Annotated in this window: 11 protein-coding genes; 4 read left to right on the forward strand and 7 right to left on the reverse strand. The window is 42.4% G+C overall.

The window, feature by feature from the left end:
• Positions 1-33 precede the first annotated feature (33 nt).
• Positions 34-5,028 carry a hypothetical protein gene (locus R9C00_07125; protein WPO37216.1) on the forward strand — a complete coding sequence of 1,665 codons (4,995 nt, stop codon included), beginning with the start codon at positions 34-36 and terminating at the stop codon, positions 5,026-5,028.
• Between the two features lie 92 nt (positions 5,029-5,120).
• On the opposite strand, the gene R9C00_07130 is transcribed toward R9C00_07125, so the two are convergent.
• Entirely contained in the window at positions 5,121-6,623 is a 1,503-nt protein-coding gene (locus R9C00_07130; GenBank protein WPO37217.1) for an alpha/beta hydrolase-fold protein, read from the reverse strand.
• Between the two features lie 252 nt (positions 6,624-6,875).
• Between R9C00_07130 and R9C00_07135 the strand changes: the two genes are divergently transcribed.
• The gene (locus R9C00_07135) at positions 6,876-7,547 is read left to right on the forward strand and encodes a hypothetical protein (protein ID WPO37218.1); all 672 of its coding nucleotides are present in this window, start codon (positions 6,876-6,878) and stop codon (positions 7,545-7,547) included.
• A gap of 18 nt (positions 7,548-7,565) precedes the next feature.
• Here the strand turns inward: R9C00_07135 and R9C00_07140 are convergent, their stop codons facing one another.
• On the reverse strand, positions 7,566-7,988 hold the full coding sequence (locus R9C00_07140) for a response regulator (protein WPO37219.1): 423 nt from the start codon (positions 7,986-7,988) through the stop codon (positions 7,566-7,568).
• A gap of 9 nt (positions 7,989-7,997) precedes the next feature.
• The gene (locus R9C00_07145) at positions 7,998-11,297 is read right to left on the reverse strand and encodes a PAS domain S-box protein (GenBank protein ID WPO37220.1); all 3,300 of its coding nucleotides are present in this window, start codon (positions 11,295-11,297) and stop codon (positions 7,998-8,000) included.
• 217 nt (positions 11,298-11,514) lie between these two features.
• On the opposite strand from R9C00_07145, the gene R9C00_07150 reads away from it, so the two are divergent.
• Positions 11,515-12,075: a cyclic nucleotide-binding domain-containing protein gene (locus R9C00_07150; GenBank protein ID WPO37221.1), complete on the forward strand. Its 561-nt coding sequence runs from the start codon at positions 11,515-11,517 to the stop codon at positions 12,073-12,075.
• A gap of 80 nt (positions 12,076-12,155) precedes the next feature.
• Positions 12,156-12,704 carry a DinB family protein gene (locus tag R9C00_07155; GenBank protein WPO37222.1) on the forward strand — a complete coding sequence of 183 codons (549 nt, stop codon included), beginning with the start codon at positions 12,156-12,158 and terminating at the stop codon, positions 12,702-12,704.
• A gap of 77 nt (positions 12,705-12,781) precedes the next feature.
• On the opposite strand, the gene R9C00_07160 is transcribed toward R9C00_07155, so the two are convergent.
• From R9C00_07160 to R9C00_07175, 4 genes are all read right to left on the reverse strand, one after another.
• On the reverse strand, positions 12,782-13,882 hold the full coding sequence (locus R9C00_07160; protein WPO37223.1) for a type 1 glutamine amidotransferase domain-containing protein: 1,101 nt from the start codon (positions 13,880-13,882) through the stop codon (positions 12,782-12,784).
• 115 nt (positions 13,883-13,997) lie between these two features.
• Positions 13,998-14,918 (reverse strand): helix-turn-helix domain-containing protein, encoded by a 921-nt coding sequence (locus R9C00_07165; GenBank protein WPO37224.1) that lies wholly within the window; start codon positions 14,916-14,918, stop codon positions 13,998-14,000.
• Between the two features lie 208 nt (positions 14,919-15,126).
• Positions 15,127-15,540: a Dabb family protein gene (locus tag R9C00_07170; GenBank protein ID WPO37225.1), complete on the reverse strand. Its 414-nt coding sequence runs from the start codon at positions 15,538-15,540 to the stop codon at positions 15,127-15,129.
• Between the two features lie 144 nt (positions 15,541-15,684).
• Entirely contained in the window at positions 15,685-16,695 is a 1,011-nt protein-coding gene (locus R9C00_07175; GenBank protein ID WPO37226.1) for a cellulase family glycosylhydrolase, read from the reverse strand.
• Positions 16,696-16,998: the final 303 nt, after the last annotated feature.

The following is a 16,998-nucleotide window of genomic DNA, read 5'->3' on the forward strand; positions in this document are numbered from 1 at the left end:
TTATTTACCTCATTCTTAAAAAGACTTAATCTTATGAGTTTCATATCCGATTTGCAAGGGATGTACAGTCCTGCTACCAGTTCCCTTGTGTTAAAAACTTCCCAATTAGGTACTGTGGGGACTTTGCTCCAGGCCATGGTGGGAAGCCCCCAACTTGAATTTACCGGAGTAGCCCAAGCTCCTTCCGAGGACTCAGGAAAAATCACTTTTACGGCAGCAGGACTCGAACTTGTGGGCGTGGTTCCTGCCTTGCTTTTCCCAACCGAAAAAACTACAACCGTTTCGGTCACAGTTTACGAAGCAGAAACAGATCCAGTAATCGTAATCCGGCTTTCCCTCTCGGCTACGTGGTCTTTTGTTGATCTTGTTCCGGGCTTGTCCCAAACCTTTTTGGCTGAGCTAGGCTTGAACTCTGGCAGCGATGAACCTTCTTCCTTTTTACTTCTTTCTACAGGTAACATATTAGAACCTGAGTTGGAGATAGAACTGGAAAAAGGGATAAACTGGGTAGGGGGAATGGATGAAAGCAAGGGGATTTTAACCCCTGTAAAATGGTTGTTGGGAACGGGAATAAAAGCCATTGGTTCTATAGAACTCTTGCCCAATTCCTTGCCCGCAGTTTCCATTGAACTAGCATTGCCCGATATCCAAACCGATTTGGTAGGGCCATTTGAAGGAATGGAAGTATCGCTACAAGCAGTGATTGTTTTCGATCCTAGTTCCGAGGGGCTGGTTGATGGCTTGAGCATCAGCGCATCGCTCCAGTGGGCAGATGGTGAGGCGGTATTTACAGGAGTTTTGCCCTCAGCTTTGTCAAATACGTTGGAGTTTATGTCGGAAGGCAGGCTTCCTTTACCAACTCCAAATGACCTAGATCGCTATTTTGGAGGGGAAAGTATTACCCAGCATTTACCCGCTCAATTTACCGCAGTATTAAATTCCATTCAAGTTGCGGAAGTTTCCCTTGGAATTGATTTGGATACCAAGCAGTTGATCTACGCCCAAGCGGTGTTGGCTACCAAAGAAGAAGCTTCATTTGCCCTCATCCCCGATATGGTAGAGATCAGCCAAGTGGAGTTTGCGATAGATATAGAATGGGAAGACGGTGAAATGGAATCTACCCATTTTTTGGAAGGAATATTTAGCATAGGAGATGTGGACTTAGGGGCTTCAGTCGATTTGGTGCTGACCCCAAGAATGAACGAACTGACGGCGCTTATTCAGTTGGATGAAGAAGATGTGTTGGATTTGCCCACCATTGCCAAGAAATTTGGTTTGCCAAAAGGCGCACCTAAAATGCGAGTGGAAGACTTCGATATGCGAGCCTCCATTTCGGGCATTTTCTTGATCCAAGCCGATTTGGCGGATTTCACCATCGACCAAGATTTTGTGCTAAATGCTCTTACTTTCGACTTGGAATACGATGGGGAAGAAATGAACATGGAGATGTTAGGGGAAATGGAAATGGAAATAGCAGGGGTGAGTGCTTCGGTAGCCATTTCCAACGAAAATGGATGGGCGGTTTCTGCTCAGACCGAAGAAGAAGACCTTATTTCGGTAGGAGGTTTGTTTACCAAATTTGAAAAAATTTATGGCAGCGTATTTCCTGTCCCCGATTTCCTGAAAAACCTTTCCGTGGTCAATTTGGATATGTTTTTCAATTTCAAATCCAAAGAATTTTCTTTTGCCGGTGCCATCCAGTCGGCTGTGATGGGCGAAGAAGACGAGGCAGTTTGGCAGATCCCTTTTGGTGACGACGAGCTGGCAATTGGGCGCTTGAACTTCTACGTTCAGAAAGAAACTGGCGGTGTAAAAATGAAGTTTTCGGGAGGGGCGACCATGTTTGGATCTACCCTTACAGTAGCTGCGGAATTGGATAAAAAGATGCAGATAAGCGCCAGTGCTACCAATGTAAACCTAACGGGCATAATAGATGCTCTGCTTGGGGATATCGACTTCCCGCCCGAAGTACCCGACGTAGTGTTTGATACGGTGGAAATGACCGTGACGCCTTCTACCAAAGAAGTGGTCTTTTCGGCAAGCGCTACCGAAGATTGGGAAGTTCCATTGGGGGTTGCAGGCTTCTTGATAGAAGATTTGCAACTTAGCCTAGAGCGAAAAGCAATTGCTGGAGGAAAGTTCAAAACTACGGGCACGCTAAGCGGAGAAGCCAGTATAGGCGCAGTGAGCTTCGACCTTGTCTATGATTTCCCCGGTGATTTTGTTTTCACTACGCAAATCCCAGAGATCAGTCTTTCTCCTGTAGTTCAAGATTTGTGTGGAACGGAAGCCATGATGGGTATTTCTGTTCCTAGCAGTGTGGCGAATGTTGCCTTGAAAAAGATGAAACTCAGGGTTGCTCCTCAGCAAAAAACGATGTCCTTTTCAGGAACGTCACTTTTGGGTTCTACCGAGCTGATTGTAACGAAAAACTTACAGGGCAAATGGGTGTTTATTGCCGCTTTTGCCCCGCCAGCTAGTTGGAAATTCTCCAAATTGGAAAGCAGCCTCAAGCCGCTCGATAAGCTCAGTTTGGAAAATACCGCACTGGTGCTCAGCTCTGCTCCCGACAAGGATGTTCCGCTTACGGTCATCCAAATCCCCGATGATATTTCCATCAACAAAGGACTTACCTTCTTTGCTGCGCTCGATATGAGCGACTTAGGAGTGAAAGACCTGATGAACGTTAGCTCGCTTACGGTGAGCACCAGCATCGACCGAAACCCTGCGAATATAAAATTGGCAGCAGCCATGGGCGGAAGTTTCAAGATCAGTGATAACGTAGCTATGGGCGATATGAAATTCTTCTTACGTCCTGTTCCTTCCAATTTTGAGTTGGGGATTAGCGGAAGCGTATTGGCAAAAATAGACAAAAGCGAGCTTGCTTTTGTAGGTACGATGTTCATCAGGCCGATAGACCGGAGCGCAGGGTTTGCCGCTACCATGCTAGGTTTTTGGGACGAGCCTTTTGGGGTGAAAGGGCTTTCTGTAGGCAATGTAGCCCTCGAAGTCGGTATCGGGATAGTGCCACCTCCAGCCGTGGCAGCGCCCATAGTGGGCATTGCGGGAAGTATCGCTATCAACGAACTTTCGGGAAGCGCGGCGGTGAAAGCCGATACGGCCAACCCGGGCAATAGCATGATTGCCGCTTCCTTCAACCGCTTGTACCTCAACGACGTTATCCAGACTTTCTGCGAAAAGAAAGTGTATAACCAAATCCCTGCCGATATCCGCAATACGGTGCTTGATGCAGGGCTAGAAGACGTAGCGGTCTATGTAGTCCCTCAGCCAACTACCATCGGCGAGCTGTTCTACGAACAAGGTTTTAGGTTTGAAGGAAAATTATCGATAGGTGAGTTTGATGCTTCCTTTTTCTTCTTGTTGAGCTACAGCGAAGGTTTCGCCATTAAAGCTTCGATGGACCCTATCAAAATCGGTTCGGTGTTCGAGCTTGCCGGAGCGGGAAATTTGCCAGGACCTACGCTGGAAGTTGACCTGAGAGTTGGGGGCAGCCCAGGTATCGTTATCGCTGGTTTGGTGAATATTATGGGAATACAAGCGCAGACCTTGGTGAGTATTTCCGACAAGGGGTTTTTGTTCTTTGTAGAAGGGAAAATATTTGATCTCTTTGTGGCTTCCCTTACGGTGAGCGGTGGGAATTTGAAAGAAGGTGGGGATTTCTATATAAAAGCCCAAATGAAGAACGACCTCATCTCCTATTTGAGGGAAAATGCCCAAAAAGCCATCCAAGATGCTGCTTCCGAAGCCACCAAAGACATTGAAGCAGCGCAAAAAGATGTGGCAAAGGTGCAGAAGGAAGTCGATAAGATAGATACTGACATCAAAAATATGCGTGAAGTGATAAAAGCGGAACGAGCTAGGGATGCCAAGCGAGTGAAGGATGCCGAAAATGCGGTTACAGCAGCTCAAAATAAGGTAAACGGGCTTCAGAAGGAGATTGATAAAATGCGGAAAACGATCCAATCTGAGCGAAATAGAGATGCTAAGCGTGTAAAAGATGCGGAAAAAGCAGTGGCATCGGCACAAAGCAAGGTGAATAAGCTACAAGGGGAAATTGACAAAATGCGGAAGACGATCAGAGCTGAACGAGCCAGAGATACCAAGCGCTTGAGCGATGCAAGAAAGAAAGTAAGCGAAGCGCAAAACAGCGTCAACAGTATCCAAAGTGAAATAAACAGTTCGCACAGACGGATCAGCACCTTAAACTCGCACATAAAGTCCAAGAAAAAGTGGTATGATAAGTCTCCTTGGTACAAGAAGAGTTACCGCTGGGCAGAGTACGCCGCCTATGCAGCAGCCAAAGGAGCTGAAATCACTGCTCTTTATACCAAGATTGGTGGAATGGAAGCTGCCAAAGGAACTGCCTACGGCGTGTTGGAAGCAGCCAAGCAGATAGTGAGAGGGATAGAATTGGCGGCAAAGACCTTCCCGATAGATGCAGATGTACGGATTGCAGGCTTGTTTACGGCGAAGGAAACGGCAAACGGGGCATTGGAAGTTGCCAAGCAATCCCTCCGAGGGATAAAAGCGACTATCGACGTGTTCCCAATTGATGCTGATGTGCGGATAGCAGGTTTGTTTACCGCAAAGGGTACGGCAAGTGGCACGTTAGAAGTAGCCAAGCAAACCCTCAAAGCGTTGAAGGCAACGATCGATGCATTTCCAATTGATGCCGACGTGCGGATAGCAGGCTTGTTCACCGCCAAGGGCACGGCAACCGTAGCGTTGCAAACTGCTATTGGTGTATTGGAAGCGGCAAAAGCAACCGTAGGTGGTTTGGCTTCCGTAGCCGATTTTGTAGTTGAATTTGGTTTGGGGGGCTTAATAGATATCAAAGAAGCTCATTTCGAAGGCCAGCTCAATGTGATGAATGGAGGGCAAGTAAATATGGGCTTCAAAATTCTGCTGCTCAAAAAGCCGCTCGATCTCGACCTTGCCTTCAACTTCAAAAATATGGCAAGCACGCTCAAGTCTTTCACAGGCAAGCTGATTGCTGAGATAAATTAGGGGATTGAATAGGGTTTTCTAAAAAAAAATTAACGCCGTTATTATAGAATAACGGCGTTAATCAATCAAGTCTCTTTCAATAATCAGTTTGGCTATTTCCCCACTTTCGTTTTTTTGCTGTAGAGCAGGTCAAAAGAGAGGGGGAGGGGTTCTTGCGTATTGGGTTTGAGGTAGAAAATTTCTATGCCTTGTCCGCCGCCTTGCTGGAAGAACTCAATTTTTATAGGATAAAAGCCTTCTTTGAGAGGGAGGATATACGATACAGGTTCTTCCATGGCGTGCAGGCCATCGTTGTTGATGATCATCTCCTCGTTTAGGTACATTTTCGACCCGTCGTCAGAAGTTATTCCAAAGGCATAATACCCTTCTTCTTCTATGTGGAGGTATCCTTCAAAAACACAGGCATAATTTTCCTTTTTGGGTAGGATGGAGAAGTCAAAGCTATTTTCCATCACACCTTTATCTGCTTTTTTGAGCTGGCTGAAGTCGGGTAGGGAATCCCATTTCCCTTCGTAGTAGGTATAATTTAGGCTGCCTTTTGTCGCTTTTTTGGGTTTATTGACCGTGGGCATCGCTTCTCCCAGTTTGTATTCATTGGTTGTTGTTGTCCCACCTCCTCTTTTGCTAAATGCCCTTGTTTTGAGGACTGTGGGCTGTTCTAATACTAACATGCGTTTTTCTAACTTAGGTGAGTCGGCAGTGGGTTCGCTACCATCGGTTGTGAAGCGAATATTTGGGTGCTCTGTAGTACAAAATACCATAATAGGTTGGTCTTTCAGCATAATGCCGCCCATGGGGTGCATGCTAACGACAGATGTGCCGAAGCCTTCGTAAATGTATTGCATGGCATCGTAAATGCTTTTGTATCGAACCGAACCGTGGGTTTCGTTGGGGTAGGCTACGCTTTTCCAGTCCAACTCGTTGTCCAGTTTTTGTAGTATCGAATCCATCGTGTTCAAGCCCATTCCAATATAGCCTTGTCCTTCTCTTCCTGTGTAAAAAAGGATTTTCCCTTTTGTTTTTTCAGCATCCAGTTTTTCGGCTGCGGTACGGACTAGCAACTGCTCATCCCACCAAAAGCTTGGGTCAACGGCAATGTAGGCATCGAACAAGTCGGGCTCTTCCATAAGGGCGGTCATGGAAAAGACACCACCAAAGGAATGTCCGTATAAAATATCCATTTTGCTGGTCGCATAGTTCTTGTCGATGTGGGGCATGAGTTCTGTTTTGAAGAACTTTAGGAACTTCGAAGCTCCTCCCGAAGTAGGTACGTTTTTGTTATGCGAAGGGAGGAAATCTCTGTTCCTATCTACATTAAAAACAATGACCATAATGACGGGTGGAGCTTTCCTTTCTTGTTGCATAAACTGCATACATGCTTGCATCAGATCTTTGTTGCCACCTCCGTCGGTGACATAGATCACATCGTATTTGTCGGCAGTGTTTGGGTCGTACTTTTCGGGTAAAATGATTTCAAAATGCCTTTTCTCTTCAAGGGCTTCCGAATAGAGAGAATCTTTTATGGGTTTATCTTCTTGAGCAAAAGAAGCAGTGGCAATACATAAAAAAAATAGGTAAGTGGATAAGGTTTTCATTTTCGAGAGTTTTAGCTGAGTAACACTTGTTTTACTAGTAATTTACGGAAAAACCCTCCTTGCTTTTCAGGAACTTATATGTAGTGCGAGATAGTGTTACTTGCGGTGTATTTGTTGGATAGGAGAAGTGATATGTTAATATAGCCAATCCAATCTATCATTTTTACTTTATCGAAAACGATTTACACTTTGTTTTTATAGTTTTGTGGCGAACAGAATTTCAACAAAAAACTTCAAAAACTACCATTTTTAATGAAATATTTTTTGCTATTTCTATTACTCGGACTTTGTACTCAATATGCAGTAGGGCAATATTCTTATATTGACACCCATCCTAACGCAGCTAAAATAAATAAAAGGCTGGATAATTGGCGCAAAGGAACAATTTGGCTAAACGACGGGACACAGGTGAAAGGTTTATTCTCATATAACCCATTGGTGGTAGAGGGAATATTGAAAGTGCAGGACGGTGAGAAAACCAAGATGTACACGGCAAACCAAGTGGATGGCTTTGCTTTCTACGATTATGAGAAACAAACTAAGAGGCGCTATTATACTTTTCCTTTTACCTATAATGATATTTACAATAATTTCTTCTTTGAAATCCTCCACGAAGGAAAGAAGTACTCTTTGCTGGGCAGGGAAAGTATTTTCATTATGCAAACTATAAATGACGGCTATACTAATTCTGATGTGTACAAAGGAGATTATTTACTGTTTATCTTTGAAAATGAGACTGGGGAACTACAGAATATAAAAAGAAAAGTGCTTTTTGAGGCTATGGAAGATAAGGAGCAGGAAGTAAGGACTTTTATGAAAAAGCTTAATATCCATAGTGTGAAGAAGCTTGAGAATGCGAGGAAAGTTTTTAGGTATTATGATTTGCTCTTGGATAAAGATGAGGAGAGATCCAGCTCGTTTTAACCTTGCTTTTTTGTTTGTTTAGGGGAAATATTCTTTAAAAAGGTCTGATTTTTTGAGCTGGTTGAGGAGTTCTTTGGTTAGTGGTTTGTCAAAAAAATCTAATACATAGCGGTTTTCCTGAGACAACTCCTGATCACTTGGATCCACGCTAGAGGAAAGGACAATGATCTTCAATTGGCTGAGCAGCTCTGGGTATTTTGATTCCATTTCCTCGATAAACTCCCATCCTCCCATCACGGGCATATTCAGGTCTAAGAAAATCAGGTTGGGGACCACTTTGTCGGTGCCGGGCTGGGTACTGTATTCTTCAAAATAGTCGTAGGCAATTTTCCCATTTCCTATCTCAATAAAGGTTTTACAAAAGTCTTCAGTTGTAAAAATAAATTTGGACAACATCAACGTAGTTGGGTCGTCTTCAATGCACATTACGTTCGGAATCATATATCTTGGTTATTTAAAAGTAATAATGAATGTTGACCCAATATTTTCTTCACTGGCAACTTCTATAGTCCCGCCTAATGAAGTTACTTGAGAATGAACAAGGTACAAGCCAATTCCCTTGCTGTTTGCGTGGTTGTGGAAGCGTTGGTACAATCCAAAAATTTTGCCTTTGACTTTTTCCATATTTAAACCCAGTCCGTTGTCTTGGACGGTGAGCTGTACTTTTCCAGCTTTTTTCCTTGTTCTAATAACAATTTTAGGTTGCCTTTCGGGATGGGCATATTTTATGGAATTGGTGATTAGGTTAAGTAGAATACTATCTAAGTATTCTTTGTTGAATTGAACTTTGTCGATTTCTTCAAAATCGGTATTTATTTCTGTTTCAGACTGTTCTATGAAAGAAGAAATAGAACTGGTTACCCTTTTTAAACTTGCTGCCACACCTACACTTTCAGGGTCTAGGTTGGTGTTTTCTTTAATGATGAGAATGTTGATCAAGTCATTTAATGTCTCGTTCAGTTGCTTGGTAGAGGAGCTAAGTCCATCTATTAGCATTTGCGTTTTCTTATCCTCTATTTTAGTTGTATCTAGTAAATTATGGATGCCTATAAGGTTGGTGATTGGTGCTCGTAAGTTGTGGGAAGTTATGTAGGAAAATTGCTTCAGTTCAGTATTGTTCTTGGACAATTCCTGAATGAGATGTTCTCTTTCTAATTCTACTTTTTTTCGTTTGGTAATATCGAGCATTATTCCATTTAAAATGATGTTATCATCGACTTTCAGCGGAACAGATTTCCCTTGAAACCACTTAATGTTACCATTTCCGCAAATTATCCTTCCCTCATAATCCCAGTCGCTCAAATCAGCTATTGTTTTTGCTGTAGAACTATAAAAATCTTCTCTTTCACCTTCAGGTATTTGAGCAGACCACTCTTGGGGTGTAATGCTGGAGGAAAACCCGAAAATTTCTTCCATTTTATCGCTAACGTGTGTAAAATAAGTATTGCCATCCTTTTCCACACACATTTGGAAAACTACACCAGGAACATTTCTGGCAAGGTCTTTTACCTTTTTCTCACTTTCCATTAAAAGGCTTTCAGCTTTCTTGGTTGCTGAAGCATCTTTAGCTATACTATAAAATAGCTCATCGTTGTTATCCCAAATCACCGACCAGATAATAGGTACAAGTTTTCCGTCCTTTCTTACGTATCTATTTTCAAAATTAGTGGTAGCTGTTCCTGCTATAATATTCTTTGCCTCTTTCTCTGTAATGGCTTGATCTTCTTTGTATACAAGGTTGATGAACGGAATTCCTATCAGCTCTTCGGGAGTATACCCTAGGATTTGTTTGGAAGCAGCACTTACTTGGACAAATTCGCCTTCTTTGTTTATAGTACAAATAATATCGAGTGAATGGTCCATTATTTTTTGGAGGTTTTCCCGGCTTTGTTTTAACTCGAAATCTGCTGTTTTTAGCTCTGTAATATCTTTGGCTATGCTATACACCCCAATAATATTACCATCAACCACGATCGGCATGTTCGTCATATTCAGAGCTAGTTTGTTGCCCTTACTGGTGATGATGCCAAGCTCATAGTTTTGAGGTTTTCCTTCCCACACTTCGTCAAAATGACCCATTACCCGGTCTAAATCTTCAGGTGCGCAGAAGGAGGTGAAGGTCATGGTTTTCAACTTCTCAGCAGGCGTTTCGGAAAGGGCAGAAAGTTTTTCGTTGAAAGAAAGGAGATGGCCTTCTCTATCAAGTGCATATACTGCATCGGGGTTTTGACTGAAAAGTGATTGGTATTCTTGTTTGCTTTTTTCAAGCTGTTGAATGATTAGCCTTTTTTCGTCAATATCTTGAAAGGCACCAAAAATTCGGATGACTTTTCCATCTATAAATTCCGCTTTTCCCATTGCCCGGACCCATTTTTCTTTTCCATTGGCAGTTATTATCTGTAATTCTAGATCAAATGGCGTAGCATTCGTCACACACTCATTCACAGCGTTGGAGATTAATTCACGACTCTTACCTACCTTGTAAAAGTTGATGGCAGTTTCAAGACTAGGTTCAAAATCAACTGCGACCTCATGAATTTCCTTAGTGACTTCGGACCAATAGATTGTATTGTTGAGCATGTCTATTTCCCAACCTCCAACCCTTGCCAATTGGTTGGTATCATTAAACAGCCGATCTATTTTTTTCCGGTCAGAAATATCAGTCATCACGAGGTTGACCCTTTCTTTGCCAGAAATAGTGTCTTTGTACAAAACGGCTGCTACTTCTAAGAGAAACCGGTGGTTGTTTTTTCTAATACCAATAATATCTCCTTTAACCCTGCCTTCTCTTTTGAGCTGTCTAATATATTTTGATACCCGTTGGTCTCCAGTATCTACTATTTGGATCAACTGAAGTGATTTGAATTCCTCTTGGGTGTAACCAAACATGTCACATGCTACAGGGTTGGCATCGAGAAAGTTTCCTTCTAACGTACTTAAAAAACAAGCATTTGGGGAGTTGTCAATTAACGCCTTATATTTTTCTTTACTGGCAGTAGTTTGTATTTCTGCATACTTTTGAGGGCTTATGTCCCAGTTTGATCCTACCATCCTGATGGGGTTGCCTTCCAGGTCAAACTGCACTCCTCCACTCGCTTTGATATACCTAATGGATTTGTCCGGACATATTATTCTAAATTCTGTATTATATACTTTTTTGTTCTCAATTGCGAACATTATTTCTTGCTTGATTCTTTCCAAATCTTCTGGGTGTGCTCTTGCTTCCCAATCTGAAAAAGATCCGGTAAATGAAGCCTTGTTCACTTGGTAAATTTCAAACATGATATCATCCCAAATAATCTTATTCGTTATAATATCCCAATCCCAGATGCCTATTCTGGCTGCTTCTGTAGCTACCTTGAACCTGTTATTTACCTTGGTAAGGTGTTCTTCAGCTTTAAATAGGGTAAGGTCTCTTGTAACTTTGGTGAAGCCGACGACCTTACCGTCATCATCATGAACGGCTGTAATAGTTGTACTTGCCCAAAAAGAAGACCCATTTTTTCTTACTCTCCATCCTTCATCGGATGCTTTGCCTTGGGTGAAGGCTTTTTCTAAAAGCTTTTGAGGTTTTTGATCCTCTTGGTCTTTTTTAGAATAAAAGTTAGTAAAACTTTTTCCTATTATTTCGTCAGCAGTGTAGCCTTTTATTTTTTCTGCTCCTGAGTTCCAGTTTTCTATTATCCCCTCTGTATTGAGCAATAAGATCGCATAATCATCAATTTCACCGATGATTTTTTGAAAGCTCAAGTTTTTTATGCTTTGGTTATTTTTGGCTTGCATAAAATGTTAACTAGATTTAGATAGCTTTGTTATAGTGCAAAGCGACGTATTTTACAGGAAGGGTCTACCTAATAAATACTGGAAATGAAGTAGTACATGGCTATTAAGATACTAATTATTGGACTATTTTAAGAAATTTTGTCTGCTTAATTTTAAATTGCCCTAAAACTTAGATGTGTAGCAGATGAAACAATTCTTTTCCCAAATACACAAAGTAAATGACCGGGTGATGGACGAATATATTTCCCATTGGTCGGGATATACTGTGCCCAAAAAGACGGTGATGACCGCACCAGGTGAAACGGAGCGATATTGGTATTATGTGCTGGAGGGGATTCAAAAGTCTTATTATCTCAATGGGGACAAGCAACATGTCATTGCCTTTACTTATCCCCCTTCGTTTAGCGGAATTCCCGAATCGGTATTGACCCAAAGCCCATCTAAGTACTATTTGGAGACTATTACCAATAGCAGATTCCTTCGCATTCCTTATGAAAAACATGTACAACTGATGGAAGAACACCGCGAAATAGAAACCTTGTTCCGAAAAGCGACGGAGCTTTTTTTAGTGGGAATACTGGAGCGGTATTATGAACTGATGGCGTTCGATATAGAATCACGGTTCAAAGCATTTGTGAAGCGCAGCCCTCATTTGCTGAACATGGTTTCGCAAAAAGACCTTGCGTCCTACTTGCGGATAGATCCCACCAACTTTAGCAAACTGGTGAATAGCCTACACATCTGAAATCTTGGTTTATACCAAGAATCAAATGGCTTGTAAAGTATAGCTTTGCCCTGTATTTCAATTTGAAACGAATAACCTCTATGAAAAACTGGACAAGTCAACTAGATAATACAACTCAAGAGTTCCAACAGAGTTTTAGTGCATTATCAGGTGAAGAGCTTAACTGGAAACCCAGCCCCGATACTTGGAGCATCGCCCAAAATATTGATCACCTTATCGTCATCAACCAAAGCTATTTTTCCGCACTTTCCGAGCTGAGGGCAGGAAGGTACAAGCTTCCGTTTATAGCTAAATTCGGATTTTTAGTTTCTTATTTAGGAAAGTTTATCCTCAATGCTTCCAAGCCAGACCGAAAGAAGAAGATTAAGACATTTGCCATTTGGGAACCGGCTAACAGCCAATTGCCTACCGATGTATTAGCTCGGTTTGCAGCACACCAAGAGTTGCTAAAAAGAGAAATAGAAGCATCGGCTGGGTTGGTAGCAAAAGGCGCAGTTTTATGTTCCCCTGCAAACCAAAACATCGTTTATAAACTTGAAGCGGCTTTCGATATCATTGTAGCCCACGAGCAAAGGCATTTGGCACAAGCCAAAGAAGTGTTGGGGCTGATGAAAGAAGAGGTGGTTTGATATAAAGGAAAAGACACACCGCCGATAGATAAACTATCGATGATGCGTCAATGGGATATTACTTCTTGCTGTTTTTTTTATTCCCCCAACTGGTTCTTAATAGCTGCTAGCAAGCGGAGCAGGTCAACGAATTTTCCAAGGTCAAACTGCATTGCGGCAACTATGCTGTGCATGGCTAGTAGCATTCTATCTACCGATTTTGGTTCTTTTCCCAATAGCTCTAGCGCTTTTGCTTTGGCTGCTCCGTATCCTTGGTTCTGATAGGAAGTTAAGAGCTCAATGGTGTTTTCCTCGGGAGTTATCACTCGTTTGGCGGGGGTATAACCAAGTTGCTGCACCATAAGCTCTGCTACAGCCCAAGTAGACCAAGGATTTTGCCCAGTGACTAAATTTCCATCTTTACAGACATTTTTCAAGTACATGTGCCCATCGCTGAACTGCGCTCCTTTTTCTTCCAATTTATCTTGTAACAGAAAGGGGAATATGGTTTCAGCATCAGGGATCAGGAACAGTTCTTCGGTGTTGGTAAAGCTGCTTACTGTTTTGTTGGTCAGCAGCGGGCGACCATCGGAAAGGGTAGCATTTACCAAGGCGGCAGGTCCATGGCACACTGCCCCAACTACTTTTCCAGTTTGGTAATATTCGCTCACAAGGGACTGGATAGTGGTGTTTTCTGGAAAGTCGAACATAGCTCCTTTTCCACCCGCAAAATAGACAGCTCGGAACTCCTCGGGATTGACTTTTTCTATAGCTATGCTATTACTGACCTTTCGTTGGGCTGTGGTATCGTTCAAAAATGCATAGTCAAACTTTCCCATGTCGTCTTTATCGATAATGACTGGGGGCTTCCCTCCAAGCGGGCTGGCTATAGTTACTTCAAAGCCATTGGCTTGGAATACATAATAGGCACGGGACAGTTCTGTGAGTTCGTAGCCAGTTGGCTTCCCGTTATCGCCCATGGTGCTGCAACTTGTTACTACTACAAGGATATTTCCCCTAGAAACAGTGTCTTGCTGGCTGAGGTAGGGGAGGTCGGTGGGTCGGGTATCATTTAGGTTTGAGCTTCCTGCATTTGAAGGAAGCAGGCTTACGAACCAAAACCCAAATGAAACTACACATACAATTAGGCTGAGAATTACAATCAATGACCATTTGATGATCGCTCTTTTTTTAGACATACTGTTGTTTTAAGTTTGCTGATACTTGACTTGCTTGAGTCTTAAGTGATACTGCAAACCAACTTGTATTGGCGATTAAAATCTTCCAAAATGATCATTTCGTCAGACTAAAAGATCATTTCAAAAGCTCTTTTCGGAAGACTAAAGGGGTTTTTCCTGTATTTTTCTTGAAGGCGGTGTTAAAACTGGAAATGCTGTTGAACCCGACTTCATAAGCGATGGCGGTAATTGTATAATTATCAAACTGCTCTTGCCGGAACATTTTGATAGCCTCAGCCACCCTGTAGTGGTTGATGAAGGCATTGAAGTTTTTGTTGCTCTTTTTATTGACCACCATGGAAAGCACCTGTGGGCTTATATTCAACTTTGCGCTTAGTGATTTGAGTGTGATATCGGCATCTTTGAATTGGCTTTCATCTACCACTAGGTGTAGCACTTGTTGGTAGGTGCTATCAAGCTTATCGTCGGTGACAGGGGTGGTCTTGTACTTAGTACTGTCATCCAAGTATCCTTTATGGATCACAATGAAACTGATTAGGTAGGCAATTAAGGTATAAAGAACTGGTCCTACAATGTAGGGAATAAACTCGTCAAAAAGGTTCAGCACATACACAAGCCATATTGCCAGCAAACCCACAAATAGTAGGCGAAGCAGCGCATAGGTATTGCTACTTATCCCTTCCTTCTTTCCTTTGGAAATCTGTGAATAGCTGATGAGCAAGTACACAAGGTAATGCAAGTAGTAGGTGATGAACAAAAGGAGGAAGAAGACCTTGGGGAAGGTATTGAAGGCGGAATCTGGTATCCAAATGCCAAAGAGCAGCCCTACAAAGGTAGGGATAAAGTGCAGCAAATGAGCTTTTTTGATTTGGAAAGACTTGTCAAGTAACGAGCGTGTGTACAAGTAAAAAAGAGGGCCTATGGCCATTAGGGTTGCCAAGCCTGTAAAAATGAACTTGATATCTAAGTCCTCGGTAAACTCTAGAAAAACAGATTTGCCCACCCTAAAAGAAAGGACGATTAGCAAGAGACTCAAAATCCTATTGGCTTGTTGGCATCCCTTCTTGTTTAACCACGAAAATATGGCAAGAAAGAGCCCATGAATGACCCCCAGGCCACTGACTATTATCAAAATAATTTGACTTGCTGACATGGGGTAAAATTGCAAATATTTTGGGAATGTGAGCAGACTGGGGAGTAAGTTTTATGGGAATTATACCAGCGGTCTTTTTACCATGATAGGTTTAGTCCGTAGTCCAATAATCTACTACCAATACATCTTCCAAGTAAGGAGTCAATATATCTCCGAAAGCTTTGTGTGCAGGGTGTGGGAGATAAGCCGCTCTGCCTTCTTCACTATCAAATGTTAGCAGAAAGCAATGGGTGTACCCTTTGTCTAATCCTTCTGAGCTATTGTTTAACCCCCATTCAAATCCTTTTATTTCTTCGATTTGAGAAGGAAGAGCCGCAAAGGCTGTTTTTACCTTTTCGATATCGGCAGTAGTGGTAGAGTCTTTGAGCTTGAATAGAACCACGTGGCGTAGTTGCTTTTTAGCTGTTTCCATAGTTTCTGTGGTTTCAGTTGTTGTTTCCTCTGCTTTTTCGGCACAGCTACTAACTAACAAGAAGGCAAAAAACAAGAAGGTATACGTTTTCATATGTGTAAAAGAGAATGTTTGAACTTTATCTGATTTCCATCCAAATTACTACATTAATTGGCATAAGTGCTAGTATGTTTAAAATATAGGTTTTCCGAAGCATCTGCCCAGAACTGGGCAGATTATACCTCTATTCTATAATGACTAATATTTATATCCTTGCAGCACTTTTTTGAAATATGTCCCTTGTGGTGTAGGCTTAAAAGTCCAATCGTAAAACATCATGGGAGACCAGCTAGGGTCAAATACCCAAACTAGGTAGGAAATATCCCTGTCGTCGCAATATTTCACAAGTGCATCACCGTAAGACTCATCGCTAATAACCGGTTGGTGAGCTCCCCTTTCGTTGGGGCCACAAAAGCCAACCTCGGTCAGTATTAAGGGATATTTTTCTGCAACAAATCCCCAGTCGGCAGTCCATTTGTCTTCCCATGGCTTTTCCCTTTTCTGAGGGTATGGATGGCTGACATACGCAATCCCTTCGGCATCAATTGGGTTGTTTTTTACCACGCTCAGGTCATATGCCCAGTTAAACCCTGCTACTAGCGGGATGGCCTCTGAGCCATTGGCACGAACAATCCCGATGATTTCCTCCATCATTCCTTTCCATTGCTCCCAAGTGCATGTGCCCAATTCGCCGTGGTAAAGTGTTGGTTCGTTGTACAATTCAAAAAAGGCAATCGTAGTGTTTCCTTTGTAATGGCGTGCCATCGCTCTCCAGAAGCGGTAGGTCTCTTGCAAGTCGGTATCGTACATATCTGCCTGGTACAGCCCTGTCCGCAAATTTCCGATGCTGTGCCAGTCGATGATGACGTGAAGCCCAACCTCGGTGGCCCATTCAACCCCCTTGTCCAGCAGCTTGATGTATTCTTCCTCACCGTACGAGCGCCACCTCACTGGGTGTACCGGGAACCTAATGATATTCGCGCCCCATTTTTTAGCTTCTTGGAAATAGGCTAAGTTCCAGTGGCCTTCCTTATCCAACTTACCTGGGTCACTGGCATTTAATCCTCTAAAAACAATCTGTGTTCCGTCTTCTTTCACAAGCTTATTGCCATCCACGCTTATTTTAGGTAGCTGGGCAAAGCCAAGGGTAGCGAGAAAGAGGGATAGTATTAAGATAAACAAGTATTTAAAATTCATTTTCATCTTCATGTTAAAAAAGTTTAGTGTGTATTTCGATTTAACACCCTTCAGCTTATCTGGGTGCATAATCCCAAATTTCTGCTGAAAGGTTTCAAGTCTTAATTTAGGAAAGAATTTGGATATAATTCTTATGATGTATTGTTTGAGGGAGAAGTGGACAAGGGTTGGTATTATAGGTTGGTTGTTTCACTTGCACTGTAGTCAAATTGATCTTCATTATAGCGAGATATCCCATTGGATTCTAAATCGCCATTCACTGGCAATATCTGTATCCGATTCCTGATAATCGAAATTACTCACCTCCATGGTTAG

Source organism: Flammeovirgaceae bacterium SG7u.111 (genome assembly GCA_034044135.1).
Lineage (GTDB): Bacteria > Bacteroidota > Bacteroidia > Cytophagales > Flammeovirgaceae.

Coding starts and splice junctions, on each gene's coding strand:
- R9C00_07125 (WPO37216.1), top strand. CDS start 34: ATGAGTTTCATATCCGATTTGCAAGGGATGTACAGTCCTGCTACCAGT.
- R9C00_07130 (WPO37217.1), bottom strand. CDS start 6,623: ATGAAAACCTTATCCACTTACCTATTTTTTTTATGTATTGCCACTGCT.
- R9C00_07135 (WPO37218.1), top strand. CDS start 6,876: ATGAAATATTTTTTGCTATTTCTATTACTCGGACTTTGTACTCAATAT.
- R9C00_07140 (WPO37219.1), bottom strand. CDS start 7,988: ATGATTCCGAACGTAATGTGCATTGAAGACGACCCAACTACGTTGATG.
- R9C00_07150 (WPO37221.1), top strand. CDS start 11,515: ATGAAACAATTCTTTTCCCAAATACACAAAGTAAATGACCGGGTGATG.
- R9C00_07155 (WPO37222.1), top strand. CDS start 12,156: ATGAAAAACTGGACAAGTCAACTAGATAATACAACTCAAGAGTTCCAA.
- R9C00_07160 (WPO37223.1), bottom strand. CDS start 13,882: ATGTCTAAAAAAAGAGCGATCATCAAATGGTCATTGATTGTAATTCTC.
- R9C00_07170 (WPO37225.1), bottom strand. CDS start 15,540: ATGAAAACGTATACCTTCTTGTTTTTTGCCTTCTTGTTAGTTAGTAGC.
- R9C00_07175 (WPO37226.1), bottom strand. CDS start 16,695: ATGAAGATGAAAATGAATTTTAAATACTTGTTTATCTTAATACTATCC.